Here is a 24,292-nt window from a genome sequence, read left to right as displayed (position 1 = left end):
TCATCCCCCCCCCCCCACCCCCCCACATCTGGTTGGTGTTTGGTGGTGTTTGTTTTTTATACACCGCCCCCCCCCCCCCCCCCGCCCGGGGGGGGCCCTGGCTCGATTCTCATGACGTGACCATCGACTGGTTTCCCGATCGCGGCATCCGCCGGGCGATCCTCGCCCTCGGCGCGGCCGGCCTGACCGTCATCGCCACCGGCGCCCTCCTCGAGGCTCTCTGGCTGCTCGGCCTCGGCGTCTGGGCGGTGATCGCCGCGATGATGATCGAGCTCGTCTACCGCCCCTAGCTGCCGATGCCCCGGTTGCGGTAGTCCTCCGGCGTCCGCGCCGTACGAGGACCGGGCCGTGCCGTCCTGGAGCGCGACGACCGTGGGACGGCCCGCGCGGCTGTAGCCAGAGGCCATGCAGCTGGACGGACGCCAGCCGGCACGGTCGTCCCGGCTACTTCGGGTCGCGGTTGAACTGTGCCGTCGACCAGCGGTAGCCGAGCGCGATCAGGCCGACGCACCAGGCGATCGCGATCCAGCCGTTATTGCCGATCTCTGTGCCGAGGAGCAGGCCGCGCAGGGTTTCGATGGCGGGGGTGAAGGGCTGGTACTCGGCGATCGGCTGGAACCAGCCGGGCATGGTGTCGGCCGGGATGAAGGCACTGGAGATGAGGGGGAGAAGGATCAGAGGCATGGCCATGTTGCTGGCGGCCTCGGGGTTCGGGCTGGCCAGCCCCATGCCGACAGCGATCCAGGTCAGCGCCAGGGCGAAGAGCACGATGAGCCCGAACGCTGCCAGCCACTCCAGGACGGTCGCGTCAGTGGAGCGGAAGCCGATGGCCGCGCCGACGGCGCCGACGAGGACCACGCTCATGACGGATTGCAGCACGCTGCCGACGACGTGCCCGATGAGTACCGAGGGGCGGTAGACCGCCATCGTGCGGAAGCGGGCGATGAGGCCCTCGGTCATATCCATGGAGACGTACACCGCGGCCCCGATCACGGTGCTGCCGATGGTCATCAGCAGCAAGCCCGGGACGATGTAGGCGATGTAGTCGGAGCGGTCGGCGCCGCCGCCACCGATGCCGGCGCTCATCACGTCGCCGAAGATGTAGACGAAGAGCAGCAGCATCATGATCGGCGTGAGCAGCAGGTTCAGGGTCCCTGACGGGTAGCGCCGCGCGTGCAGCAGGTTGCGGCGCAGCATCGTGTTGGAGTCGCGCACAGCGAGAGAGAGGGCGCTCATCGGGCTGTCTCCTTGGGCTGGTTGGGGACGTTGGCCGGGCTGGTCAGGGCGAAGAACACGTCATCGAGGTCCGGGGTATGGACGGTCAGTTCGTCCGCCTCGATGCCGGCGGAGTCGAGCTGGTCGAGAATGGAGCGCAGTTCGCGCTGACTGCCGTCGCTGGGGATGGACAGCGATAGTGCCTCGTCGTCCCGGGTGACCTCGCGCAGGGCGTCAGCGGCGGACTGGTACGCGACCGGGTCGGTGAAGCGGAGCCGGACGTGCCCGCCCGGAATGAGCCGCTTGAGCTCCTCGGCGGTGCCCTCGGCGACGATCTTGCCGTCGTTCAACACAGCGATGCGGTCGGCCAGTTCGTCGGCCTCCTCCAGGTGCTGGGTGGTGAGGAAGACGGTCACGCCGACGGAGACGAGGCCGCGGATGATGCCCCACATGTTGTGGCGGGAGCGGGGGTCGAGCCCTGTCGTCGGCTCATCGAGGAAGATGATCCGCGGGCTGCCGACCAGCGTCATCGCGAGGTCGAGGCGGCGCTTCATGCCGCCGGAGTAGGTGGAGGCGGGCTTCTTCGCGGCCTCCACCAGGTCGAAGCGCTCAAGGAGTTCGCGGCTGACCCGCCGCCCCTCGTTCCTTGGCAGATGGTGCAGGTCCGCCATGAGGAGCATGTTCTCCTCGCCGGTGATCAGTCCGTCGACGGCGGAGAACTGCCCGGTGACACCGATCGCGGCGCGGACCGCCTGTGGGTCGGCGGCCAGGTCGTGCCCGCCGACGTGCAGCTCGCCGGCGTCGGCGGTGATGAGCGTGGACAGGATCTTCACGGCGGTGGTCTTGCCGGCGCCGTTCGGGCCGAGCAGCGCGAACACGGACCCGGCCGGGATGTGCAGATCGATACCGTCGAGGACGAGCTTTTCGCCGTAGGACTTGCGTAGTCCGACGGCGGAGACAGCGGTCGGCGACGGACGACCGTCCACCTGACTGGATGAGGGCATGACAAATGAAGGCATGGCGACTTCCCTTTCGAAGGCAGGAGGCGCAGGGGGATGCTGTTTCGGAATTCGGCTCAAGCGGACGTCTGTGACGGCACGTCAGTCACGTCACATCGTCTTGGGGAGGGTGACGATCGCCCTGCCGCGGAGACCTGACCGTCGACGGTGTTGCCTGCGTTGGCAGGGCTGAGTCGGGCCTCGCCGGGGCTGCTCAGCCACCTCGGTGGGCAAGGTCTGCGGCGGCCTCTGGTGGTCGGTCGGACCGTATTTGGTCGCGCCGCGCCGATGCGATGAGCCGTGCGTGCTACGCCCACTGAGGTGAGCCGTGGAGGCTACTTCCCGGCCGTGCCGGGTTCCCTGTTGAGGGATTCCTGGTAGGCGTCCGCATATGTGGGAGAGTCCTTGATCAGGTCGTCGCAGAACGCCGCGACGTCGCTGCCGATGAGTTGCAAGACGCCCTTGCCCGCCGCGACGCCCTCCTCGAAGAAATCGACGATCCCGGGGAGCAGCGGGCCGTCGGACAGGTCGACGGGTCCGACCTTGAACAGGTACTTCTGCATTTCCTTGTAGACGATCTGGTAGTCCGGTGGAAGGGCCTTGACCCGAGCCGTGTGCGCCCGCCACTGCTTCTTGCCCTCGATGATGTCCTGGATGCCCATGTCAGCCTCCCAGCCTGCTCAGTTTCCTGGCGACGTTCCTGTTCAACTGCTCGCGCCAGCGGTCGCGATAGGTTCGGGCCCCTTCGCCGCCGGCCAGTGCCGTGCAGAAGCCCCGGATGTCGTCGCCGAGCACCTCGTTGACGCTCTGTCCGTCCGCCGCTGTTTCTTCGAGCAGTCCCAGGGCGGCGTCGAGGATCGGCATCAGGTTGCGGCCGGTGAAGTCCCCGTGGGGAAGGAGATCGACCTTGATCTGTTCCCACGCCGCTCGGTATTCGCCCGGCAGGGCGGCGGCCCGGGCTTCGAACGCCTTCCATTCCCTGGTGAGATCACTGCCTGTGATGGTCTCCCAGAAGTTCATCGCCCGCCCTCCTTGAGCTTGTCGATGCGTGATGAGACGTACTGCCATTTCGCCCAGAACTTCGCGAGCTCCTCGCGGCCCGCGTCGTTGAGCGCGTAGAACTTGCGCGGGGGACCGACCCCGGATGGTCGCTTCGTCACCTGGACGAGTCCGTTCCTCTCCAGTCGCAGCAGGATGGTGTACACCGTCCCCTCGATGACGTCGGTGAAGCCCAGCTCGTTCAGCTGACGGGTGATGGAGTACCCGTAGGTTTCCTCGCTCCCGATGATCTCGAGCACGCACCCTTCGAGCGTGCCCTTCAGCATCTCCGTCAGGTCGTCCATCTCAAGTCTTCCTCCTCGGCGTCACCGGTACTGCGTAGTACCGAGTACAGCTATACGGTATCACCGAGTAGTGGAGGTTGCCAGCAATCGGCGAACAGGGGGACCGGACCCTGCGATCCGCGCCACTGCCGGCCTCGAGCGTCTGCCGCGAGCTGATCGCGATCGAGTGGTGCAAAGCGTCGTCGTCGACCACGTAGACGTCCCGGCGCCGCTGCGGATCGCGACCGCACGGGACGAACCCCGGCGCTCCGCCTACACGTGAGGGTGCCGCGCCCCCGAGCGCTACGCCGTTCTCCACGTGCTCGACCTTCGGAGGGAGTCCGGCGGGGCAAGCACCTGGCCCTCCGGCCACGGCGAGAACCGGTGCCTGGGTGCGCAGCTGGCTGTCGAGATGAGGGTCGCATTCTCAGCGCTCCTCGAGTGCGTTCCCACGCTGCGCATGGCCGTACGGGCCGAGGAGGTTGTCCTGCGCCCTGAGACGCGGGACACCTACGGGGTGAGGTACCTCCCCGTCGCTTGGGACGCGTGACCGCGAGCCAGTGACGGGTGAGGCCGTCTACGGTCGTCCGCCACCGCTGGGGTGCCCGCCTGCGTCGATCGTGTCTGCGGCGCCGTACTGGGACGGTGAACAGACCCCTGGCCGTGCCATGCGGGTCCACCTGGAAGAGAAGGCGCCCTCGCCCACCCCACTCCACGCCGCAGCCACGGGAATTGTGACGGTCCGAGAAGTGGCGCGCCGCGCGGATCGCTCCCGGGTGCTCATGTTTATGCGTTCAGTTGGGCGCGAATGAGCGAGTCGAGCCGTTCCCATGCCGGGGACGAAGCGTTGACCCTGCCCTGGATGAGGGCGGGGATCTCGGAGCCCGTATCCAGCCCGGGCCGTTCGTCGGACCCGTAGCGCTCCCGATTCGCCTCGGCGATACGGCGGGCGAGGTCGTCGAGGCGTGGGTCGTCGGCGTCGAGGTCGTGCGCGTGGTCGTAGCCGAGGAAGAGCTGCCGTAGCGTCGGGTCGGCCAAGATCTCGGCCTGGTCGTGAAACAGGGTGATCGCACGGTCCGGGTGGGTGGCGAACACGAGGATCCACAAGTCGCGTTGCAGGTCCACCCATCGAGGCGTGAATCCCCAACGGGCCAGGTCCTCCAGATGGGCGACGACTTCGCCGGGGAGCGGTACCAGCCGCCCGGCGGCGAGCCTGCGCAGCCGCCCCTGTGTTTCCTGCAGGCTGCGGATGCGGGCGCCGAGTTCGTCGTCGATCTCTCCCAGCGCCTGCCGGAATTCCTCGTCGCTCGCCGCTCTCAGATCCCGGATACGAGCCAGAGGGACGCCGGCTTCTGCCAGTGTCCGGATCTTGATCAGTTCGACGGCGTCGTTCGCACCGTACCGCCGGTAGCCGGACGCGTCGCGGTCGGGTTCGGGGAGCAACCCCTTGTCGTGGTAGACGCGGACGGTCTTGATCGACACTCCGATGTAGCCGGCCAGCTGTCCGATGGTGATCACGCGCTCATCGTCCCACTTGACCTTGCCCCAGGGGCAAGGTTGCAGCATGGCGTCATGGAGAACACGAATCCCGATCGGGAGACCCTCCGCGAGCTGGCCGACGAGGGCAACGAGACCGCGCTGGACCGGCTGGCCGACCTCGCGGACGCGGCCGGCGACCTCGCGGAGCTGAGCGGCCTGTTGGACGAGGGATCCCGGCACGCCGGGTTCCTACTCACCCGACGCGCGGTGGCAGCCGGTGACCTGCGTGAGCTGCAACGGATCTCCGACGCCGGATACGAAGAGGCCGGGAAGGAGCTGGACCGGCTGCTGCAGGCACCGGGCGGTCATCAGGGCTGACGATCCGCCCGGCCGCCGCACCTACGCGATCTCAGCTCGGATGGCTACGCGTCGCGATCGTCCATGACCACTCCTTCCCGCATCTCACCATGAAGACATGAAGAAGCGCAGGCGGCGAACGTGCCTTGGCGTGGCCCTAGACGCCGATGTCCCGGCTCCGGTAGTCCTGCAGGGTTTCGCGCCGGACAAGGAGCCGGGCAGTGCCCTCGTGGACGGCGACGACGGCGGGGCGGCCGACCAGGTTGTAGCCGGATGCCATGGACAGCTGGTAGGCACCGGCAACCGGAACGGCGAGCAGGTCGCCGGGGCGGATGTCGCCGGGCAGGTGCACGTCGGCAGCGAGGACGTCGCCGGCCTCGCAGTGGCGGCCGACGACGGTGGTCGTACGGGGTCCGGCAGCCGAGGTTCTGCCGATCAGGCGGGGCGCGTAGCGCACCCCGTACAGGGCGGGCCGCGGGTTGTCGCTCATGCCGCCGTCGACAGCGACGAACACCTTCTTGCCGGTGTGCTTGACGGCGAGCACCCGGTACAGGGCGACTCCGGCCGGCCCGACGACGGCCCGCCCGGGCTCGATGAGAAGCCGGGGGACGGTCAGCCGGGCAGCGGCGCAGCCCTCAATGAGCTCCGCGCGCAGCCGTCGGGCCAGCGCGGTCAGGTCCAAGGCGGGTTCTCCGGGCCGGTAGGCAATGCCGTGGCCGCCGCCCATGTCCAGCTCGGGCAGGACGACGCCGTGCGCGTCGCGGATGCGGGCCATCAGCCCCACCATCCGGCGCAGGGCCACCAGGTAGGGCTTCACGTCGGTGGTCTGCGAGCCGATGTGGCAGTGCAGGCCGGTCAGTTCGAGCTGCGGCTGGCCGAGGATTCGTGTGACGGCGTGCTGCGCGCCCCCGTCGGTGAGGGAGAGGCCGAACTTCTGGTCGTCCGTACCGGTGCGGATCTTGTCGTGGCCGCCTGCCGAGACTCCCGGCACCACGCGCACCATGACCTTCTGGCGCCCGTCGGGGCCGACGGCGGCCGCGATCCTGGCGATCTCGGACGGACTGTCGATGACGATCCGCCCCACGCCGAGGCGTAGCGCCGCCTCCAGGTCACGGGGCGACTTGGCGTTGCCGTGCAGCACGATGCGCTCGGGTGGGAAACCGGAGGTGACGGCGAGCTCCAGCTCACCGGCGGAACAGACGTCCAGGCCCAGTCCCTCCTCCAGCACCCAGCGCACCATGGCGCGGGACAGGAACGCCTTGGCGGCGTACAGCACGTCGGCGTCCGGGAACGCGTCCCGGTAGGTCCGGCAGCGCCCGCGCACCTCGCCCTCGTCCAGTACGTAGGCCGGGGTGTCGAACCGGTCGGCGATCTCGGTGAGGGGTACCCCGCCGACGGCCAGGCCGCCGTGCGGGAGCGGCGTCATGGACGCGGGCCATATGGAGAGTTCACGCGCGTCGGTCGGTGTGGCGGAGAGGGCGGTGATAGTCATGTGTGATCCCTCCAGGCCGTCCGGGCCGTGGTTCCGGGTGCCTGCGTGACCGGTGCCGCGAGCAGGGCGGTGCTCGCGGCCGCGGTGACCGGGGGAGCGGTGAGGGTCGGGTCGACGGTCAGCAGGTTCACCCCGAGCGGTTCGGACATTGCCCGGAGAGCGGCTTCGGAGAGCCGGATCCAGGGCTGGGCCGTGCCGAGCGCGGCGGCGAGCCGGTCCGGGCTGGTGAAGCCGACGGCGGTACGGGTTCCCAACGGGGTGCGGAACAGCCGCACCACCTGGTGTGCTCCTCCCGGCCGGGCGGCCACGTACAAAGGCCCGGCCGGGGCCTGTTCTTCAGGCTCGGGGTCGTCGTCGTACAGGAACAAACACATGGGGCCCTCCCTGAGGAACCACGAGTGGCGATCGGCGCCCCGGCTGCGGGGAGGCGGGCCGGGGCGCGTCATCGAAGCTATCCCCGCACCCCTGCACCTGTGGCCACCTCGTAACGGGACCCATACGGCGACCGGCCATGTTCTTACGGATCACTGACGGCCGGCGCCACGGGCATCAAAAACCCGTCATGGTTTCGGATCCGCGCGTTAGAAGGCCATCAGCAACATCGCCTCATCCTCCACTCCGGCTCTTCTATGGGGACTGGTGGACGAAGCAGAGAGGGAAGAGGCCGTGCGAAGAGTCGTGGTCGGTGTGACGGGAACGCCGGGGAGTCTGTCCGCCCTGCACCGGGCGGCCGGAGAGGCCCGCGTGCGCGACGCGGAGCTGCGGGTCGTTCTGGCATGGCAGTCACCGGGTGGTGAACTCGGAAGCCGCAACGGCCTCGAGCCCTGCGCCCTGGCGACATGCCGCGCCGCGGCTGCCGAAAGACTCCGTGAGGTCCTCGATACGGCGTTCGGTGCCGTAAAGCCCGGTGTCACTCTCGCCGGCCTCACGGTACGGGGGACCCCGGGCGCGGCCCTCGTGAACGCTGCCCGCGACGTGGACGACCTCCTCGTCGTCGGCACGGGATCACGCGCTGCGGTGCGCCGCCTCGTCCGCCCCTCGGTGGCCCGCTACTGCCTCGCGCACGCAGCCTGCCCTGTTCTCGTTGTGCCCCCATCTCCACTCCAGAGCGAGCTCGATGCCGTCCGTCGACGCAACTTCTGGAGAATGCCGCTGGACCCGCGGGAGCTGACTCCGTGAGCCGGTGACGCCATCGCCGTGAGGAGGCGAGCACGTGTCGAACGGGGAACGGGGCTTTCGGCATGCGATCGACGTGCTCAGCTGACCGCGTGCGCTGTCAGCAGCAGTCGCAGCCGGGCGGGCACGCGCAGTTGGCCCCGGTCTCGCCAGGTTTGATCGCGTCGCCGACAGGCATGGGGCCGCAGCAGGACTCGCCGCGCCAGGCGTCACGGCCTTCCTTGACGGCTACGGTGGCGATCACCAGGGCGGCGATCGGGTCGGCCCAGGCCCATCCGAGGAGCATGTTGGCCAGCAGTCCGGCCAGCAGGACCGCCGACAGGTACGTGCACAGGAGGGTCTGCTTGGAGTCCGCGACAGCGGACGCGGAGCCGAGTTCGCGGCCGGCACGGCGTTGGGCGGCCGACAGGAACGGCATCACAGCGAGGGACACGGCGGCCAGGACGACACCGGTAAGGGAGTGCTCGGCCTCACCCGTGCCGGTCAGAGCGCGCACGGAGTCGACGCCGACGTAGAAGGCGAGCGCGAAGAAGGAGACGGCGATGATCCGCAGCGCTGTCTTCTCCCTGGCCTCGCGTACCTCGTGCTCACGGGCGGAGAACTGCCAGGCGACCGCAGCTGCGGAGGAGATCTCGATGACCGAGTCGAGGCCGAAGCCGACCAGCGCGGTCGAGGAGGCGATCGTGCCGGCGGTGATCGCGATGACGGCCTCGATCACGTTGTAGGTGATGGTGGCAGCGACCAGCAACCTTATGCGTCGGGCCAGCAGATCACGGCGGGCCGGGGCCGGTCCGAAGGATATGGAAGCCATCAGCAGCAGCCCTCCTCGTCAGCGTCAGCGCAGGTGCGGTCGGCATCGACGGCGATGACCGCCGCCCGCAGGTCATCCAGGGCGTGTCCGAGCCGCTCGTCGGCGAGCTCGTAGCGGGTTCGGCGCCCATCGGGCAGGGCGACGACGAGGCCGCAGTCCCGTAGGCAGGCCAGGTGGTTGGACAGTCGCGTCCGCGAGACGCCGATGCGGTCGGCCAGATCGGAGGGATACGCGGGTGCCTCGCGCAGGGCGAGCAGCAGCTGGCAGCGGATGGGGTCGGCGAGCGCGCGGCCGAACCGGGCCAGCACCTCGATGTCTGGGGCGATCGTCAGCACCCAACCGACAGTACACGTGATCCTGAATTCAGAAAACTGTGTACTGATGCGCTGCTGGTGGCGTGCTTGCCTAGGAGGGCATATATGTGAGCGGCTGGACGTCCGGGGCGAGGGTGTGTGCGCGGTGGTGCGGACCCGGAGACGGGGCCGCTGGGTGTCAAGGGGCCGTACCACGCCGGGACTCCTCGCCTCGATGTCAATCGTGGGCCTCGCCCTGCTCGCCCGTGTCATCCACGGTGCCGGGCTCTCGCTCACCACGGCCGGCATCGCCGTCGCGGTCGGCCTGTCGACGGTTGCGAACTTTGTGGGGAGGAGGTCGCGCGGAACGCGCGGGTGCAGTTCGGCGTCAGTGGCGTCTTCGACCTCGAACGTATCCCCGCCTTCTTGGCCGGCTACCGGTCCGTGATCGATCTGGCGGAGGGGGACCCCGCCTACGCCGTGAAGCGGTTGTGGTGGAAGCGGCTCACCGACTTCTGGCAGTTGGAGTTCTACCTCGACCGCCGATCGCCTTCACCCAGGCGTCCACGTCGTCCGGGTGAAGGACTACCCCGCCGTCCCCGGCCGCCTCGGGGATGCCGCCCCGACACGAGCCGATCGTGGCGACGCCGTGAAGTCCGGCCTCCACGATCACCCGCGGGAAAGCATCCTCGACCTGCGAGGGGACCAGAAGAAGCAGAACGTTCGTCCTGTAGCGGTCGTGAAGAAGGCGTGGGCTGGGCGTACGGGGCCGACGCGACCAGCTGTACGGAGCCTAACTGTCAGAGGCTCCGGAGCATGGCCTCGATACAGGCGGCGGGTGCGGCGTTCGAGCGGTCGCGGGGGTAGGCAGCACCCTGGTTCATGCCGTTGTCTGTGTCGATCGGCGGCTGTTGCCACGCCTCGCTCATGTGGATGCCGGCCTCGGCGCGCGCGGCCCCGACGAGGCCAGAGTATGGTCCGGCGACCTTGGAGGCTTCAATCTGGAGCCAGGCGTGGTGGAGGGCCATACGGGCGAGAAGGGAGCTGGCTTCGTCGGTCAGCTCCCTTCGGGCGTCCGGAGAGGCCGGCCGAAGGCGGATGCGGTACGGCATCTCCAGATGTCGATGCAGTTGAGCGACCTCGTGGAACGGCACGGTCATCCGGTGGCACTGTGGGTTGGCTATGTAGCAGGGTTTCGAGAACGTCTGTTGTCCGGCCGCAGGAACGCTTGCCTCATCCGGAAAGGAATGTCGTCGGATTCCGGGAACACCTCGGTGCTTGCTTCGGGATCGTGGTTGTGCTCACGTGCGCAACGCGATGGACTTGGCAGGACCCACTCGATCCACAGCCGCACGCGGGATCGGCCGGACAAGTCCCTGGCTAGTCGTCCACGGCCCCCGGGGCCAGGGCCGGGGCCGGGAACGCGAAGCGGGCCTCGGCGCCCGACCACCAGACGCCGACGGCGAAGACGGCAGCGGCCTCCAGCAGGGCAGCGCGATCGAGCCCGCCGCAGGGCAGAGGCGAGCAGTGCATGGAGGTGATGATCTCCGTCACCCGCTTGGCGGCACCCGGCTGGTCGGTGCAGAACGGCACCGCCAGCGGGGCCCCTTCGAAGGCGGGCCGGTCCAGGGTCCAGATGCTCTCGTGGCACACCCCGAACGCCTTCACCACATGGGCGCCGTGGGCGGCGTCCGCGATGAGCCGGGCGACGGAGGTGGTGCCGCCCGTGGTCAGGGCAGGGCCGTCCTCGCCTGGCGACATGGGAACGGTGCAGTCGATCACCGTCCGCCCGGCGAGCAGGGGGGCCAGTTCCTTGGCCAACTGCGGGGCGGCGTCCGCCGGTACGGCGATGAGTACCACGTCCCCGTGGGCCGCGGCCTCGGCGAGGCTGCCGTGCTCGGAGGCGCCGGTGAGCAGGGCGGTGCGGGAGGCCGCCTCGGTGTCCCTACCGCCCACCCGAACGTCATGGCCGGCGCGTACCCAGGCCGCGCCGAGGGCCGTGGCCATCGCCCCTGTACCAAGAATGCCGATGCGCATGTGCTTGCTCCTGTCGTCCGTGTCGCGAGATGTGCGAGGTGTGACGGAAAGGACGCTAGGCGCGCCGATGCACACCACATGGTGTGCATCGGGCCGGGCAGGATGATCGCATGAGCGACGCGGCGGTAGAGGCAGACGCACAAGGCCTGAACGAGGACCTGGGCGGCGGCGAGTACGCCGCCGACTGCCAAGCGAGGGTGGCCTTCGAAGTACTGTCGAACCGTTGGGACAGCGTGATCGTGTACATCCTCGGCGAGAGCGGACCCATGAGGCCGCGCGCACTGATCACCCGCATCGGCGGGATCAGTCCCAAGGTCCTCAACGAAGCCCTGCGCCGCCTTGAGTACAACGGCCTGGTCGTACGCCAGGCGTACGCAGAGGCGCCACCACGCGTCGACTACTCCCTCACCGAGGCGGGCCTCGCGCTGCTGGGCCCGATCCGTGCGATGGGCGCGTGGGCGGGACGCTACACCGAAGCCGTCCTGGCGGCCCAGGCCAGCTTCGCACCTTGAGAAGATCGCCCGTACAGGAGCTAGCCAGGACGTTTCACGACCCCCGACTTGGCTGACGAGCCGCCGCTGCAGGCTGCCGTCGCGAGACACCCGCGGGGCCCAGTTCCTGTTTCTCGCCAACATTTCCCCAAGCAGCCTCCCACGGTCGTTCCCAGAATCAGGCAACAACCGTTCCTGCATGTGACCTACGTAGCCAGTGGGTGCTTCGGGGTCGAACGCGACAATGAAGCTGCGGCAGTGCGCCGTGGGAACCAGCAGGCGAGGCACTCTGGATCACATGCCACGATGCCCCCTCTCTGGGCTGGAGAGGGGGCATCGTGGTGAGGGTCAAATGCGGGAGGGCAGGATCCCGCGGGGCCAGTGTCCGAGCCAGAACGCGGCCGCCGAGGGTTGGTCTTGGGCCTCGGTGGAGCCGTCGTGCAGGAGGTATTCGGTCGGGGCTACGTAGCCCTCGCCGGGGGCGAGGCGGATGCGGATGATGCGGATGGGGCGGCCGCTGGCGACATAGTCGCGGTAATCCTGAGTGTGCGGAAAGCGGTGGGCGTGGTCGTCGGGATGAACGGCCCGGCAGACCGCTTGGGCGTCGATGGTGCCGAAGATGATGTACCGGGTTCCGGGGCCGAGGTTGAGGCAGATCCTGCGGCGCCCGGTGTGCTTGTCGGCATACTTGAGCTTGTCCCAGTTGTCGAGGTGCAGCCCGATCAGCCGGCCGTCCTCGTAGTTGTCGGTGGTCGTGGTCATGTCGGGCTTGGCGAGGGCTTGGCCGAGGTACACCGCGTCCGGGTCGCCCAACGGGCCGGTGAGGTCTTCGAGGGGGAGCCCTTCCCGAAACGGGGGCCGGACGATCTCCACGATGGTGCTGTCCAGGGGCCGACGAGGGGCCGTGACCGCCTTGACGTCCGCTTCGTTCATGGGGCGCCACTGCCCGGCGGGGATGATCGCGCCGGGCTCGTATGCGGCTTCCCCGGGGCGGGCGGTCCGGACGGTGGCGATCTCGCAGCGGGCGCGGAGGACGGACGGGTCGCCGTAGGCGATGTGCAGGGGCACAGGGTCCTCCTGGGTCAGTCGTCCCCGATGGTGATGTCGAGTTCGTTCACGAGGGCTTCGGCGAGGTCGGACTGCTGGCCCGGATCGATGCGGACCTTGGAGAGGTTCGCGACGCCTCGGATTGCTGACAGATCGTTCTCGCGAAGGTCGGTGTTGCGGTAGCGGCCCGTGCCGAATTCGGTGAGCCGGAGCGTGCAGTCGGTGAACACGACGTCGGACAGGTCGCAGTCGGTGAAAGTGGCTTCCGTGAGGACGCAGCCGATGAAGGCCACGGGGCCGGTGACGCGGACCTTCTCGAAGGTGGCGAAGTCGAGCTTGCAGCCTTCGAAGAGCACGTCGTCGAGCACCAGGCCGTCCAGGGAGGCGCCCATCAGCTTGCAGTCCCGGACGTGGACGCGGGTCAGCTTGCTTCCGGTCCAGCGTGCCGAGCCGAGGTCGCTGTCGCTGATCTCGACGCCGTGGAGGTTGACCGCCTCGAACTCGACCCGCTTCGCGCGGATACCCGTCATCCTGCCGGTGACGAGCTGGGTCTGCGTGAGGTCGAGTGATCGGAGATCGGCGTCCCCGTACGCGAAGTCCTGGACGGTGCCACGGGTGCTGTCGAGGTTGTCGACGTTGCTCAGGTAGAGGCCGGGCTCGTCCAGCTCCGGCAGGGTGATGGTGGCGTGGCCGAAGGTGCGGGTGGCCATGGTGCTCCTTGTCCTTGGGGCGGGGCGGCCCCGCGCTGTCGGCGGGACCGCCCAGGTGTCGGCGGGTGCTACTTGTTCTTCCAGTTGTCCCAGGTGGGCCGGTTGTCGAAGGTGGCCGTGGGGTTGTCCCAGGTCGGGCGGTTGTCGAACGCGGCGAGGGGGCTTGGCGTGCGCGGCTTCGGAGGTGGGCTGGTTGCTCCAGGTAGCGTTGGTCCAGGGGTTCTCCCAGCGGGCGACGGCGGCGGTGCCAGCGGCCTCCAGGAGGGATTCGAATCCCTCGGCCGAGTCCATCACGAGTGTGGCGGCGTCAGTAGGCGTGTGAACGGACATGTCGCGTGACTCCTTCGAGTAGGGCGATCTTGGCGGTGGTGCAGTACCGGGTCCTGGTCCCGTCGAACCGGCCGGCATGCTCGAAGTACCGGTTCGCGGCGTGGGCACCCCCGCAGAAGGCGAAGGCGGGGCAGGTGGCGCGGCACGCGTCGACGCCCTGCCAGAACTCGGGGATCCAGGAGGTGCGTTCCTCGGCCTCGGCCACGAGGACGTCCAAGCCGTCCTTGAGCACGTTGCCGGTGGTGAAGTCGCCGAACCGGGCGTCGGTGAACCCTGCCAGCTCTGGGGAGAGCATGACCACCCCGCCGTCGTAGGCGACGGTGGGCATCGGATCCCAAGGTGCGGAGGTGGGCGTGGGGGCGGTGTCGTGGCTACCGAGAACGGCACCGGCGAAGTTGAGCACCCGCTGGATCTCCCGCAGCCGGATCACCGGGTTGGCCCGCCAGGCGTCCGCGAGGGCGGCCCAGAACTCGGTCGCGCGCACGGGATCGGAGTCTTTGGCCCTGCGGTTGACCCCTTCTTCCTCTTCGACGTTGACGCCGAGGGTGGTGACACCCAGCTCGGCGAAGAAGTCGTAGAAGCGAGCCGCGTTCTCGGGGGCCGGGTCGGAGACGACCGCGATGGCGGAGAACGGGATGTCGTGGCGGCGCAGGCGCTCGATGCCTCGCATGGTGACGCGGAATCCGGGGTGGCCGGCGAGAGTGACGCGGTGGGTGTTCATGTCCTCTGGGCCGTCGACGCTGACGCCGACGTGCACCTCGCGCTCCAGCAGGAACTCGCACCAGGCGTCATCTACCAGAGCCGCGTTCGTCTGGACGCTGTGCTGCGCGCCCTCGAAGGGGGACATGAGCGCGGCCAGGTGCTCACGGCCGGTGGCCAGCGGCTCCCCGCCGTGCCACACGACCTCGAATGCCGGATCGTGAGCTGCCCACGGGTTGACGGACGCGGCCACAGCCTCGGCAACCGTCACGGGCATCAAGTGGTTCATCTTGCGGAACGGCAAGTAGCAGTACGTGCAGTCCATGGGCAGACACTTCGTGGTCGGCTGCATGATCACAGACCGAGGCCTGGCCGCGAGCCGTAATGCACTCTGCATCGTGCTCCTCTCGATCGGGTTCGGACTGTATGTCCCGCCCGGATAGTGGTGCTGTTGCAGGCACCGGGCGGAGCGTCGGTGGGGTCAGCGGGGGTCGGCTTGGCGCAGGGCCTGGTGGTCGGCGACGACCCATTCGACGCCGCCGCCCTCGGGGCGTAGGAAGACGGCTTCGGGGATGAAGCGCCGGCTCTTGGGGTCTTCCCAGTCGCCGATGAACTGGACGATCCCCTCGCGGTCTTCGGCAGGGTCCAGCACGCGGGCGCCCTCGTAGAGCCAGGAGGGCCGGCTGCTCATGCCGCACCGTCCGTGCCGGCTGACTTCCTGAACCGCTCCATGCCGCGCTTGGCGCGGACCCTCAGGGAGGGACTGGGGTCCGGATTGCCGAAGGGGTCGTCCCACGGGGCGTATTCGGGCCCGTGCTGCATCGTGCCGCCGGGGGCCCTGCGGGGGAGCGGAACGGGGGCGTCCTCCGTGGGCACGAGGGTGTCGAGCGAGGCGTTCCAGCCGTCCTCGCCCCCGCCCTCGGGACACAGGCGGTAGACCGTGGTGCCCGTGTCCCCGGGGACGTCTATGACCACACCTGTGCGGGAGGTTGCGGTGTCGTACGCAAGGTCGCCGCGCAGCGGCCAGCGGGGATCAGGGTCGTCCGCCTGCTGTCGTACGCGGTCATGGTCAGTGCGACGCGTCGAGGTCATGTAGCGGAACGTATGCGCCCGGCTACGGAGCAATATGAATCCGTGGAATGTCCCCAGGTCAGTCCAGCGAAAATCGTCCGGTCATGCCGCGCAGCCGCTGGCGCGTAGCAGCCCGCTCCGCGTAGATGATCTTCCGCAGCGTCGCGCGTGCGACAGGGTGATTGCGGACCAGTTGGGGAGCGATACGTTCTGCGGTCTCCAGTTCGGTCAGGGCCTGGTCGCGGTTGCCGTCCCACAGCCACGCGCGGGCAAGGTCCATGTGGTGGTGACCGAGCCTGGAGTTCGGCAGAACCGCGATGTGCGCGGGGTCCGCCTCGCGGTTGAGCCGGAGGGCCTTCGTCTGGTCACTCATTTCCAAGGCGGCGCTGACGCCGTGGATGACGACGTTGCCGAGGCTGAACGTGACCGAGTGTCGGTCGTGGATCTCGGGCCCGACGTAGGAGTTGACCCGCTCGCCCGCCGTACGGGCGAGCGCGAGCCGCTCATCGGACCCAGCGGCGTTCCCGCTGCGCGCGGACGAGATCGCGGCCCGCAGGTGCAGGGCGCCCCACATACGCAGGGCGAGAGGGTCGCCGGCCTCGTACTCGGCTTCGATGCCGGCGAGGGCCTTGTCCCCGAGGGCGAGGGCGTCGTCCCAGTCGGCCGATGCCCACGTGTCCCACATGCGCATCCACAGCGCCATCGCCGGCATCACCGGGTCACCTGAGAGCTGCGCGGACCAGGTGGCCCGTTCACAGGCCATGGCAACCAGCTCGGGATGTCCGAGGGCATGGGCCGCGGTGTGCGCGAACTTGCAGGCCACCGCATAGATCGCGAACGCCTCTTCACGTTCGTGGCCGACGGATGCCTCAGCGAGGGCTCGGGCCTCGCGCAGCATGTCCGGCAGCTCCTTCAATACGGCGGCGTTCGCCGCAGCGTCGCGCAGGCGGAGCAGGCGCTTCATGTCGTGCCACAGCACCTCGGACGGCCGAGGGGTGCCGTCAAAGACGGGGGCCAGGTCGTAGCGGCGCAGCTCCCGGATGATGGAGGCTGCGGAGACCTGCCACTTGGTCTCGGCTCCTCCGCCTGAGTACGGGCGCTCGATCAAGGTGTTCGGATGGCAGTGGAGCGCGGCGGCCACGGCGTTGATCAGCCCGGACCGGTCCAGCTCGATCCGTCCCTTCTCCAGCTTGGACACCCAACCCTGAGTCCGCCCGAGCGCAGCTGCGAGGTCGGCCTGAGTCATTCCGACCGAGAGCCTCTGCCGCCGGACCCGCTGTCCGATCCGCTCTTGCTCCTCGATGTACCCGCTCACACCCACCACCCCGATCTGCGAACGCTTCTGACGCGAAGGTACCGCTGGGGCGGGCCAGACGGTGGGCCTTGGCCAAGGGATCTCAGCATGCAGAAGCTCCCTGTGACGAGTCCGTGACTCGTCCTGAGGCGGTGTCAGTGAGGGCTTCTATGCTGGTTGGGCAGGGTACGGGGAGGTGTCTGGGGGCATGCCTGAGTGGCTGCTTGCTGTGCTGATTCCGGTCGGACTGCTAGGGATGGGGGCGGTTGCGTTCCTGATCTGGGCCGAGCTGGGTACGGACAGGCCGGTGGGACACCACTCGTCAATGCCCAGTAGCTGGAAGGGGCCTGAAGGCGGGGGCTGAGGCCGGGACGCGGCGCCGGTCCAGGAGTCTCAGAACCTCGAGCCGAGGGGCCCGGATTGTCTGGCCAGCTAAGGGTCCTCTGCCGGCCCGGCTTGGTCCGCCCCTTGGCCGCCGAGGTAGCGCTACCCCCTGAACCGGTACTTCCGTACCCTCCACCCCCGTCAGCGCTGGAGCTCGCCCACCAACCGCTCGGCTTCCTTCCTGGCCGGTGCCAACAGCGGGTCCTCCTCGTACGCGTGGGGTCCGACGATCTTCGACAGGAAGAACAGCTGCATCAGCTTGCCGTCCCGGCTCTCCAAATCTGCATGCCGTTCGTGGTGGACGCGGTCCGCGAGCGTCGGGACGGCCAGCGCGTTGCCCCACAGGGTTGCGGCGTCCAGGCCCCGGGGCGCCATGCCCCAGTCCTCCCAGTCGATGATGGAGAACTCCGGGCCCATCACGTTGGCCCACGTCAAATCCGCATGAGCCGGCGCCCACCGTTCGATCCGCATATCGGCAATGCCGGGGAAGACCTCGCCAAGGGTCTGCGTCACCTGCTCCTGGGTGATCGTCACCGTGTCCGGCGTCGCGATCCGAGGCGTCCGCTGGGCGGCAAGCGCGTCCAGCGAAGCATTCAGCGCCTCCCACCATGCATCGGGCAGGAGTGGATCTTCGAGCACCATGGCTCCCGTGGCGACAGACGGCGAGGCGACCAGCTCCAGCTCATCCGCGCGCCACATCACCGGTTCGCCCGGCTCCCGCCACGCCACCCCCCGGAGCCACTCGGGCATGACGACGCCGTGCAGGACGGCGGCGGCCTCGGTCCCGTTCCAGCCCTGCGCGCCGATCCGCTCGAATCCCCGCCGCTCGATGCGCACCCACGTGCCCCGCTCCGTTCGGCTCCCCAACGAACGGCGCTTGCGCACCAGCGCCTGCCGATCCAATCGCACACGCAGGTCCTTCTCCACACGTTCCAGCACGTCTTCCACCGGCTGGCGGCGCAGATCCACCTGGATGGCAACGGGCAGGGATTCAGTCATGGCGACCTCCTCGGCGGACGGATGACCGTAGCAGTTACAGGCTCACGGGGACGATCGAGCCGTCAACATGGTGCGCATCAAATGCCGTCCCATCATTGACCGTTAGAGCTCGTAACACGATCTTGATGAGATGTCCTGGTCAGCCGTGACTGGTGTGATGATTCGGCCGTTCGTGTTGGTGTGAGTACTCGGCCGTGGATCGTGGGCGACGACTTGTGGGTGCGTATCGAGCCGCTGGTGCCGCCCTGGCCGACGAGGTCACCAGGGCCGCGGCCGGTGGCGGACCGACTGAGCCTGCAAGGCATTTTGTACGTGCTCTGCAACGACATCGCCTGGCAACTCCTGCCACCTGAACTGGGGTTCGGCTCCGGACAGACCTGTTGGCGCAGACTGGAGCGGTGGCAGAAGACCGGTGTCTTCGACCAGCTGCACCACGTCCTGCTCGCCGAGCTCAACGCGGCCGGCCGCCTCGACTGGTCCAGAGCCTGCGTGGCGGCTCCCACATCCGGGCGAAAAAAGGGGCGCCGACACCGGTCCGTCGCCGGTCGACCGGCGGAAGACGGGTAGCAAACACCATCTGATCTGCGACGGACGTGGTACTCCGCTCAAGGTGATCACGACCGCGGCGAACGTCAACGACGTCACCCAGACCCTCGCCCTCGTCGACGGCATTCCGCCCGTCGCGGGCAGGACCGGCCGGCCCCGCAGGCGTCCCGAGGCCCTGCTCGGCGACAAGGGCTACGACTCGAACCCGAACCGGGAAGAGCTGCGTAAACGCCGGATCCTGCCCGTCATCTCCCGCAAGGGATGCCCGAACATCAAGGACATGGGCAAGCTCCGCTACGTCGTCGAGCAGAGCTTCGCCCTGCTCCACCAGTTCAGACGCCTCGCCGTCCGCTGGGAACGCCGCACCGAACTCCACGACGCCTTCGTCTCCCTTGCTTGCAGCCTCATCTGCTGGAGACGTCTCAAGAAGCCCCATTCATGATCGTGTTACGAGCTCTTAAGGGACTGTGCGACATGGCGTTCAGTCAAGAGGCCTACGAGGAGGCGCAGCACTGGGACGTGACGCAGACCTCCCTCCTGCGTAGCGTGGAGCCGCAGACAGTCGAGATCCAGTTCCGGCGAATGGCTCTGCCCCTGCTTGAGACCCCTCTCCAGGCCCGCCCTTTCCAGGGCCGCACAGCCCTCGTCACCGGCGGGGCCACCGGCATCGGTGCTGAGATCGGCCGCGCGCTCGCCGCCGCCGGCGCGACCGTCGCGGTCAACCACCTCGGCCAGGACCCCGATGCCCACGCCCTCCTCGCTGCCTTTGAGCGCGACGGCAGCCCCGGGATCGCGGCGAATGCCGACCTGACCGATGCCTGCGCCGTCCAGACCATGGCCGACCTCGTCCGCGCCGCGATCGGCCCCGTCGACATCCTGGTGAACAACGCTGGCTCCTACCCCCGCGTCCCCTGGCAGGACACCGACGAAGCCGCCTGGAACTACTCCCTCGACGTGAACCTCACCGCCCACTACCGCACCTGCCACGCCCTGACCCCCGGCATGATCGAACACCGCTGGGGCCGCATCGTGAACATCGGCAGCGTCAACGCCCGCGCCGGCCGCACCAACCTCGTCGCCTACAGCACAGCCAAGGCGGGCCTCCTGGGCCTGACCCGTTCCCTGGCCCGTGAGCTCGGCCCGTACGGTATCTGCGTCAACACCGTCCTGCCCGGCGCCATCGAGGTGGAAGCCGAAACCGCCATCCCCGCCCACCACCGGGCCCGCCCGGAAGACCAGATCAACCGCCAGTGCGTCCCGCGACGTGGACGCCCCGAAGACGTGGCGGCCCTGGTGGCGTTCCTCGTCGGCCCGTCCGCGTCGTTCTTCACTGGGTAATCCGTCCACGTCGACGGTGGCTGGCTGCTGCACTGAGACGTCAACAAGCAAGGAGACAGAGCGAAATGAAGGAACGAGTCCGAGCCGTCCTCGTCACCGCGGACGACACGATGCTGGTCATCCGACGCACCAAGCCCGGAATCCCCGTGTACTGGGTGCTGCCCGGCGGCGGGGTCGAGGAGAGCGACGAGTCCCGGGAAGCCGCCCTCCACCGGGAGATCCACGAAGAGATCGCGGGGAAGGCTGACATCGTCCGCCTCCTCCACACGATGGAGTCCGACAACGAGCGTCAGCTCTTCTACCTCGCCCGCATCGCGACGTGGTCGTTCGAGGACCGCACCGGGCCCGAGTTCAGCCCCGAGGGCCGCGGCGAGTACGCGCTGGAGGAGGTTCCGCTGACCGTGGAGGGGCTCGATGGCATCGGCCTCAAGCCCGAGGAGATCGCCCACGTCCTCCGGGGCGCCATCGGCGCCGGCGCCCTGAAGTAGCCGTCCGTCTTTGCGGACTTGCCGTCGGGGCCAACGCCGAGATGCATCGGCCGGCCCCGACGGAGGTCGCCGATGAGGCCGTGCTCGGCGATGGGCGGGTAGCGGTCCATGAATGTCCCCAGGTCAGCGTGATCCTTTGGGATCACTATCGGCCAGGACCGCCGGAACCGCCGGTCGAGGCGGGCCCAGCCGACCGTCGGCCCAGGTCTCCTGGGGTGCTCGTCGAATGCCGGACACCCGGCGCGCGGCGTCGCCGTGGATGAGCGGTTTGTATGAGAGATCCTGCGGAGGCCGACAGCCGGACGGGATCCCGTCCGACACGGAGCTTCAGGACCTCCATCGTCATCGAACCGGTGGACACGACCGCCCCTCGCCGTACGTCCGGCAGGCGACCCCCTCCCCGGACTGCCGGATTCTCCTCCCTTCCGGTTCGACCCCGACCGAGGACTGATCCCCGACGTCGGCGCCGTCTGACGGGACGGAGCTGACGGGGGCTCGGTCGGCGCTCAAGGGGAATGGGTACCTCCGTCATCGACGGCTATGTGGACACGTCGACCGGACTCTCTCGCCACGCTTCCCGGCCGACCGGGTCTATGGGTGCAGAGGCAGGCCCGCGCTGCGCCTGATCACCTGCGGCGGCACGTGCGCAAACCGGCGGCTGCAGCGACAACGGCGTTGCCGACGCTCATCTCGGCCAGTGAACCCGCAGCGAGGGAGCATGAGGGAGCGGGCTCGCCCGGCATCCGGCGGACGCAGGCGAGCTGGGGGTCGGCCGCGTACCGCTCCCTCCACCACAAGGTCCAGGGGCAGTGGACGACCGGACGCGCCGTTGAGGGCGTCTACTTCACGTGCGTCCCGGGGCTGGCGGCGCGTGCGCGTGGGTTGTTGTCTTGCGGCACCCTCGGGTGGAACATGAGCGCGTGACCTGCCAAGAGGGCCTCTTGGGATGCACCAGAAGGAGGTCCAGCCATGGCCGGCAGCCCCCGTTCATCCGAGGGGCGCTGACCGCAGCTACGCCCGCGCGGAGCGCATCGGGTTCGGTGCGTTGATGATCGGAGCCCCGATCCTCATGCTCGGGGCGGCGTTCTTTCACCCGCCGCACGGCATCGAGAGCGGCGCGCAGTACTACAGCGCCTCGCACGACCATGGCACCCGGTTCTACGTGGCGCACACCCTGTTCTTCCTCTCAGCCGTCCTCTTCGTGCCCGCGGTCGTGGGCCTGGCGCGACTGGTGCACCCCACCCACCCCAAGGCGGCGTTCTGGGGCTGCGTCCTGTCCCTCATGGGGTTCGTCGGCTACGGGGCACTGGACGGCATCGACTACATGACCTGGGTGGCAGGGAAGGCAGACAGTGCGGTGAGCAGTGCGTTCATGGCCGCCTTCGGTCATCCGTCCGCGTGCGCAGCCGTCGTCAGGGTGCCCCGGTTGCTTTGGGACCGCCGGCGCCCGGGGCGTTCTGCTCGGCGTGCGGAGCGGCTGGTTGTGCTGTTCTGGCGGAGAGCAGTTCGGTGGTGATGAAGGCGAGCACGGCCGCGAGGATGGCGATGGGAATCATGGCGGAGCTGCCCAGGAGCAGTACGACGAGGAGCACGCTGCTGACCGGTAGCCGCATGATCGACGCTGTGGACGCGGCCATGCCTGCCGCCATGGCCGGTACGGCGCCCAGGCCGGGCAGGGGAGCCAGGAGCACTCCGGCCGCCGCTCCGAGGAAGAGGGCGGGGAAGATGGCGCCGCCGCGCAGGCTGCCGAGGCAGAGGGCGTAGGCGATGCTCTTGAGGACCAGGATGGCGATCAGCGCACCGGTGCCCCAGGCGTAGGGGTTCGCGGCCAGCTCGCCGAGGGTGACCTGGCCCGACAGGGCGACGTCCGCGGGGGTGTGGCCGGTGGTCAGCGCGTAGAGGGCGGCGCAGGCCGCGGCACCCAGCGCGCACAGGACGGTGCGGGGCAGTACCCGCGCGGAGACGAATGCCGCGACCCGTCGGCCCGCCGCCATGACCGGGTGCAGGAGCAGGGCGAGGACGAGGGCGATGAGGACCGTCCAGAGCACGTCCGCCGGGTCCAGGTGCGGGAGGGGCGTGGGGAGCGTGAGGCTGAGGCTGCCGGTTTCCAGGCCGGTCCAATGTCCGATGCCGGTGAAGATCAGGTCCCCGATTCCGCTGGAGAGCAGGGCGGGGAGCATGACCGCGAAGAGCTGTGGGCCGCCTATCCCTGACACCTCGATGAGGAGTACGGCGGCGATCAGCGGGTTCCCGAAAATTGCTGCGATGGCGGCTGCCGCACCGGCCGCACCCAGCAGCGCGGTGGTCTGCGGGGTTCCCGGGATCTGGGTGAGCTTCCGGAAGAGCAGGGCCAAGCCGCCGCCCAGGGCGATCAGCGGTGCCTCCGGTCCCAGGACCGCGCCCAGCGGCAGGCTCGCCGCCGCGGCGAGCACGACGCCCGGCAGCGCGGCCGGATGGGTCGCGCCGGCGTGCAGGCCGCCCGCGGGTATGTGGCCGCCGCCGCCGGTCATGCGGGTGGCGATCAGGCCGACGAGGATGCCTGCGATCAGCAGCAGGGGCAACGGCCACCACCACGGGGTTGTGTCCCAGCCCAGGTGGTGTGGAAGATCCTCCCACAGTACGTGTTGCACTTCGTGCAGCCCGACGAGGAACCAGAACGCGACCAGCGACACAGGGATGCCGATGAGCGCCGAGTAGGCGAGGACCCTGAGGTAACCGGGACTGCAGAGGATGTCACGCAGCCGGTCCGCCTCCTGCGGCTGCTGCTGACCAGGAGCGTCAACGGGTTGAGGACTCGGCTCCGTCATGGATTTCCTTCCTCCCGGCCCATGGCAGCGATGCCGTGCGAGGGGGCCACCAGAGCTACGGTGCCAACGGCGGCGCCCCCTGTGCCGCCGGGTGAACGCCGCCACGCAGGCGGCCGAACCCCTCTCCTCGATGATCCGCCCGGACCTTGCTTCTCGCCGCTGGAAGGCCTACGGCCTGGGTGGGCCCCGGCCTCCGCGATGCGCTGCCTGACCTCGACCCCGCGGCGCCGCCATGCCGGTGACCCCGTGGTGTGCCTGCGGCACGGCACCGGGATCACCCGGCAGGTTGGTGCTGAAGCAGACGCAGCAGAGCGGTCAGAGTACGGGTGCGATCGGGGGCTGAAGACTTGAGCAGTACGGGTAGTGCCCGCCGACACGCGCTGTTCGCCTTTGCGCGTGCGCTGGTATCCGCGGGGGTCCTCGTGGCCGGCTACTTCCTGCTGCCACTGGATTCGGCCTTCACCGCGACCACCGTCCTCGGGCTCGCCGGTGGGATCGCGGTGGTGGCGCTGGCCCTGGCCTGGCAGATCCGCCAGATCACACGGTCCCCGTATCCCGGACTGCGGGCCATCGAGGCACTCGCGGTGACCGTCCCACTCGTCGTGCTGATGTTCGCAACGGCCTACGGGCTGATGGAACACAGCGCCCCGGGCAACTTCAGCGAAGCCCTCTCACGCACCGACGCGCTGTACTTCTCCATGACGGTATTCAGCACCGTCGGGTTCGGAGACATTACAGCGCGCACCCAACCGGCCCGGCTGCTCACCACGGGACAGATGACGGTCAATCTCCTGCTGATCGGCGTGGCCGCCCGCCTCATGGTGCACGCGGTACAGGAAACCAGACGAAAGCGGGACCAGCCGACAGCGGGCGGCGGTGACAACACCACACCCGCCGCCCGCTGACCC

The 24,292-nt window shown here is 68.9% G+C and carries 31 protein-coding genes; 9 read left to right on the top strand and 22 right to left on the bottom strand.

Going from position 1 to position 24,292, the window contains the following annotated elements; genetic code table 11:
• Positions 1-116 precede the first annotated feature (116 nt).
• The gene (locus tag ACWF9Z_RS09545) at positions 117-290 is read left to right on the top strand and encodes a hypothetical protein (protein WP_389796829.1); all 174 of its coding nucleotides are present in this window, start codon (positions 117-119) and stop codon (positions 288-290) included.
• Between the two features lie 154 nt (positions 291-444).
• Here ACWF9Z_RS09545 and ACWF9Z_RS09540 read toward each other — a convergent pair whose 3' ends face one another.
• From ACWF9Z_RS09540 to ACWF9Z_RS09515, 6 genes are all read right to left on the bottom strand, one after another.
• Positions 445-1,236: an ABC transporter permease gene (locus ACWF9Z_RS09540; protein WP_453599437.1), complete on the bottom strand. Its 792-nt coding sequence runs from the start codon at positions 1,234-1,236 to the stop codon at positions 445-447.
• On the bottom strand, positions 1,233-2,234 hold the full coding sequence (locus ACWF9Z_RS09535; protein ID WP_453599434.1) for an ATP-binding cassette domain-containing protein: 1,002 nt from the start codon (positions 2,232-2,234) through the stop codon (positions 1,233-1,235). The genes ACWF9Z_RS09540 and ACWF9Z_RS09535 overlap by 4 nt, the downstream gene beginning before the upstream one ends.
• A gap of 314 nt (positions 2,235-2,548) precedes the next feature.
• On the bottom strand, positions 2,549-2,875 hold the full coding sequence (locus tag ACWF9Z_RS09530; RefSeq protein ID WP_053713308.1) for a DUF1048 domain-containing protein: 327 nt from the start codon (positions 2,873-2,875) through the stop codon (positions 2,549-2,551).
• 1 nt (position 2,876) lies between these two features.
• Positions 2,877-3,233: a DUF1048 domain-containing protein gene (locus tag ACWF9Z_RS09525; protein WP_053713307.1), complete on the bottom strand. Its 357-nt coding sequence runs from the start codon at positions 3,231-3,233 to the stop codon at positions 2,877-2,879.
• Complete coding sequence (locus ACWF9Z_RS09520) at positions 3,230-3,556, bottom strand: PadR family transcriptional regulator (RefSeq protein WP_453599430.1); 327 nt, start codon at positions 3,554-3,556, stop codon at positions 3,230-3,232. Before ACWF9Z_RS09520 ends, ACWF9Z_RS09525 begins: the two co-directional genes overlap by 4 nt.
• A gap of 765 nt (positions 3,557-4,321) precedes the next feature.
• Positions 4,322-5,053 carry a MerR family transcriptional regulator gene (locus ACWF9Z_RS09515; protein ID WP_393783199.1) on the bottom strand — a complete coding sequence of 244 codons (732 nt, stop codon included), beginning with the start codon at positions 5,051-5,053 and terminating at the stop codon, positions 4,322-4,324.
• A gap of 54 nt (positions 5,054-5,107) precedes the next feature.
• On the opposite strand from ACWF9Z_RS09515, the gene ACWF9Z_RS09510 reads away from it, so the two are divergent.
• A complete protein-coding gene (locus ACWF9Z_RS09510) occupies positions 5,108-5,392 on the top strand; it encodes a hypothetical protein (RefSeq protein WP_453599426.1) in 285 nt (94 codons plus the stop codon).
• Between the two features lie 136 nt (positions 5,393-5,528).
• Here ACWF9Z_RS09510 and lysA read toward each other — a convergent pair whose 3' ends face one another.
• Complete coding sequence (lysA, locus tag ACWF9Z_RS09505; RefSeq protein WP_453599423.1) at positions 5,529-6,863, bottom strand: diaminopimelate decarboxylase; 1,335 nt, start codon at positions 6,861-6,863, stop codon at positions 5,529-5,531.
• On the bottom strand, positions 6,860-7,237 hold the full coding sequence (locus ACWF9Z_RS09500; protein ID WP_453599420.1) for an SAV_915 family protein: 378 nt from the start codon (positions 7,235-7,237) through the stop codon (positions 6,860-6,862). The genes lysA and ACWF9Z_RS09500 overlap by 4 nt, the downstream gene beginning before the upstream one ends.
• Positions 7,238-7,502: 265 nt before the next feature.
• Here ACWF9Z_RS09500 and ACWF9Z_RS09495 point away from each other — a divergent pair, with 265 nt between their 5' ends.
• Positions 7,503-8,042 carry a universal stress protein gene (locus ACWF9Z_RS09495; protein ID WP_453599417.1) on the top strand — a complete coding sequence of 180 codons (540 nt, stop codon included), beginning with the start codon at positions 7,503-7,505 and terminating at the stop codon, positions 8,040-8,042.
• Between the two features lie 97 nt (positions 8,043-8,139).
• Here ACWF9Z_RS09495 and ACWF9Z_RS09490 read toward each other — a convergent pair whose 3' ends face one another.
• The 5 genes from ACWF9Z_RS09490 to ACWF9Z_RS09470 form a co-directional block, all read right to left on the bottom strand.
• Positions 8,140-8,850 (bottom strand): cation diffusion facilitator family transporter, encoded by a 711-nt coding sequence (locus tag ACWF9Z_RS09490; protein WP_453599415.1) that lies wholly within the window; start codon positions 8,848-8,850, stop codon positions 8,140-8,142.
• Positions 8,850-9,185, bottom strand: a complete 336-nt coding sequence (locus ACWF9Z_RS09485; protein WP_453599412.1) for an ArsR/SmtB family transcription factor — start codon at positions 9,183-9,185, stop codon at positions 8,850-8,852. Before ACWF9Z_RS09485 ends, ACWF9Z_RS09490 begins: the two co-directional genes overlap by 1 nt.
• A gap of 463 nt (positions 9,186-9,648) precedes the next feature.
• Positions 9,649-9,810 (bottom strand): glycosyltransferase, encoded by a 162-nt coding sequence (locus ACWF9Z_RS09480; protein WP_453599834.1) that lies wholly within the window; start codon positions 9,808-9,810, stop codon positions 9,649-9,651.
• A 133-nt stretch (positions 9,811-9,943) separates the two neighbouring features.
• Positions 9,944-10,303 (bottom strand): hypothetical protein, encoded by a 360-nt coding sequence (locus tag ACWF9Z_RS09475; protein ID WP_453599410.1) that lies wholly within the window; start codon positions 10,301-10,303, stop codon positions 9,944-9,946.
• A 220-nt stretch (positions 10,304-10,523) separates the two neighbouring features.
• On the bottom strand, positions 10,524-11,255 hold the full coding sequence (locus ACWF9Z_RS09470; protein ID WP_453599408.1) for an NADPH-dependent F420 reductase: 732 nt from the start codon (positions 11,253-11,255) through the stop codon (positions 10,524-10,526).
• Positions 11,256-11,290: 35 nt separating this feature from the next.
• Here ACWF9Z_RS09470 and ACWF9Z_RS09465 point away from each other — a divergent pair, with 35 nt between their 5' ends.
• Positions 11,291-11,692 carry a winged helix-turn-helix transcriptional regulator gene (locus ACWF9Z_RS09465; RefSeq protein ID WP_453599405.1) on the top strand — a complete coding sequence of 134 codons (402 nt, stop codon included), beginning with the start codon at positions 11,291-11,293 and terminating at the stop codon, positions 11,690-11,692.
• A gap of 327 nt (positions 11,693-12,019) precedes the next feature.
• On the opposite strand, the gene ACWF9Z_RS09460 is transcribed toward ACWF9Z_RS09465, so the two are convergent.
• The 8 genes from ACWF9Z_RS09460 to ACWF9Z_RS09425 form a co-directional block, all read right to left on the bottom strand.
• A complete protein-coding gene (locus ACWF9Z_RS09460; protein WP_453599403.1) occupies positions 12,020-12,739 on the bottom strand; it encodes a hypothetical protein in 720 nt (239 codons plus the stop codon).
• A gap of 14 nt (positions 12,740-12,753) precedes the next feature.
• Complete coding sequence (locus ACWF9Z_RS09455; protein ID WP_453599400.1) at positions 12,754-13,428, bottom strand: pentapeptide repeat-containing protein; 675 nt, start codon at positions 13,426-13,428, stop codon at positions 12,754-12,756.
• A gap of 68 nt (positions 13,429-13,496) precedes the next feature.
• Complete coding sequence (gene amcA / locus ACWF9Z_RS09450; RefSeq protein WP_453599831.1) at positions 13,497-13,679, bottom strand: multiple cyclophane-containing RiPP AmcA; 183 nt, start codon at positions 13,677-13,679, stop codon at positions 13,497-13,499.
• 56 nt (positions 13,680-13,735) lie between these two features.
• Positions 13,736-14,854, bottom strand: a complete 1,119-nt coding sequence (amcB, locus tag ACWF9Z_RS09445) for a cyclophane-forming radical SAM peptide maturase AmcB (RefSeq protein ID WP_453599397.1) — start codon at positions 14,852-14,854, stop codon at positions 13,736-13,738.
• Between the two features lie 84 nt (positions 14,855-14,938).
• On the bottom strand, positions 14,939-15,148 hold the full coding sequence (locus ACWF9Z_RS09440; protein ID WP_367205518.1) for a hypothetical protein: 210 nt from the start codon (positions 15,146-15,148) through the stop codon (positions 14,939-14,941).
• Positions 15,145-15,549: a hypothetical protein gene (locus ACWF9Z_RS09435; protein WP_453599394.1), complete on the bottom strand. Its 405-nt coding sequence runs from the start codon at positions 15,547-15,549 to the stop codon at positions 15,145-15,147. The genes ACWF9Z_RS09440 and ACWF9Z_RS09435 overlap by 4 nt, the downstream gene beginning before the upstream one ends.
• 58 nt (positions 15,550-15,607) lie before the next feature.
• Positions 15,608-16,843 (bottom strand): helix-turn-helix domain-containing protein, encoded by a 1,236-nt coding sequence (locus tag ACWF9Z_RS09430; protein WP_453599392.1) that lies wholly within the window; start codon positions 16,841-16,843, stop codon positions 15,608-15,610.
• A gap of 504 nt (positions 16,844-17,347) precedes the next feature.
• Positions 17,348-18,205 (bottom strand): hypothetical protein, encoded by an 858-nt coding sequence (locus ACWF9Z_RS09425; RefSeq protein ID WP_453599389.1) that lies wholly within the window; start codon positions 18,203-18,205, stop codon positions 17,348-17,350.
• Between the two features lie 180 nt (positions 18,206-18,385).
• Here ACWF9Z_RS09425 and ACWF9Z_RS09420 point away from each other — a divergent pair.
• From ACWF9Z_RS09420 to ACWF9Z_RS09405, 4 genes are all read left to right on the top strand, one after another.
• Positions 18,386-19,193, top strand: a protein-coding gene (locus ACWF9Z_RS09420) for an IS5 family transposase (RefSeq protein ID WP_453599386.1) whose coding sequence is annotated in 2 segments (ribosomal slippage) — positions 18,386-18,711 and positions 18,710-19,193 — 810 coding nt in all. Because the reading frame shifts where the segments join, the coding sequence is not laid out codon by codon here.
• A gap of 32 nt (positions 19,194-19,225) precedes the next feature.
• Positions 19,226-20,089, top strand: coding sequence for an SDR family NAD(P)-dependent oxidoreductase (locus ACWF9Z_RS09415; RefSeq protein ID WP_453599384.1), 864 nt, complete (start codon positions 19,226-19,228; stop codon positions 20,087-20,089).
• A gap of 65 nt (positions 20,090-20,154) precedes the next feature.
• Positions 20,155-20,577 (top strand): NUDIX hydrolase, encoded by a 423-nt coding sequence (locus ACWF9Z_RS09410; protein ID WP_453599381.1) that lies wholly within the window; start codon positions 20,155-20,157, stop codon positions 20,575-20,577.
• A gap of 946 nt (positions 20,578-21,523) precedes the next feature.
• A complete protein-coding gene (locus ACWF9Z_RS09405; RefSeq protein ID WP_453599378.1) occupies positions 21,524-22,093 on the top strand; it encodes a hypothetical protein in 570 nt (189 codons plus the stop codon).
• Here ACWF9Z_RS09405 and ACWF9Z_RS09400 read toward each other — a convergent pair.
• On the bottom strand, positions 21,990-23,384 hold the full coding sequence (locus tag ACWF9Z_RS09400; RefSeq protein ID WP_453599375.1) for a chloride channel protein: 1,395 nt from the start codon (positions 23,382-23,384) through the stop codon (positions 21,990-21,992). The two genes, ACWF9Z_RS09405 and ACWF9Z_RS09400, sit on opposite strands and share 104 nt — an antisense overlap.
• A 422-nt stretch (positions 23,385-23,806) precedes the next feature.
• On the opposite strand from ACWF9Z_RS09400, the gene ACWF9Z_RS09395 reads away from it, so the two are divergent.
• Positions 23,807-24,289, top strand: a complete 483-nt coding sequence (locus ACWF9Z_RS09395) for a potassium channel family protein (protein WP_453599373.1) — start codon at positions 23,807-23,809, stop codon at positions 24,287-24,289.
• The last annotated feature ends 3 nt before the right edge of the window (positions 24,290-24,292 follow it).

The sequence above is a fragment of the Streptomyces sp. NPDC054961 genome (assembly GCF_053609145.1).
The sequence above is the reverse complement of the archived record's forward strand: the minus strand, read 5'-3'. Positions and strand labels throughout refer to the sequence as shown.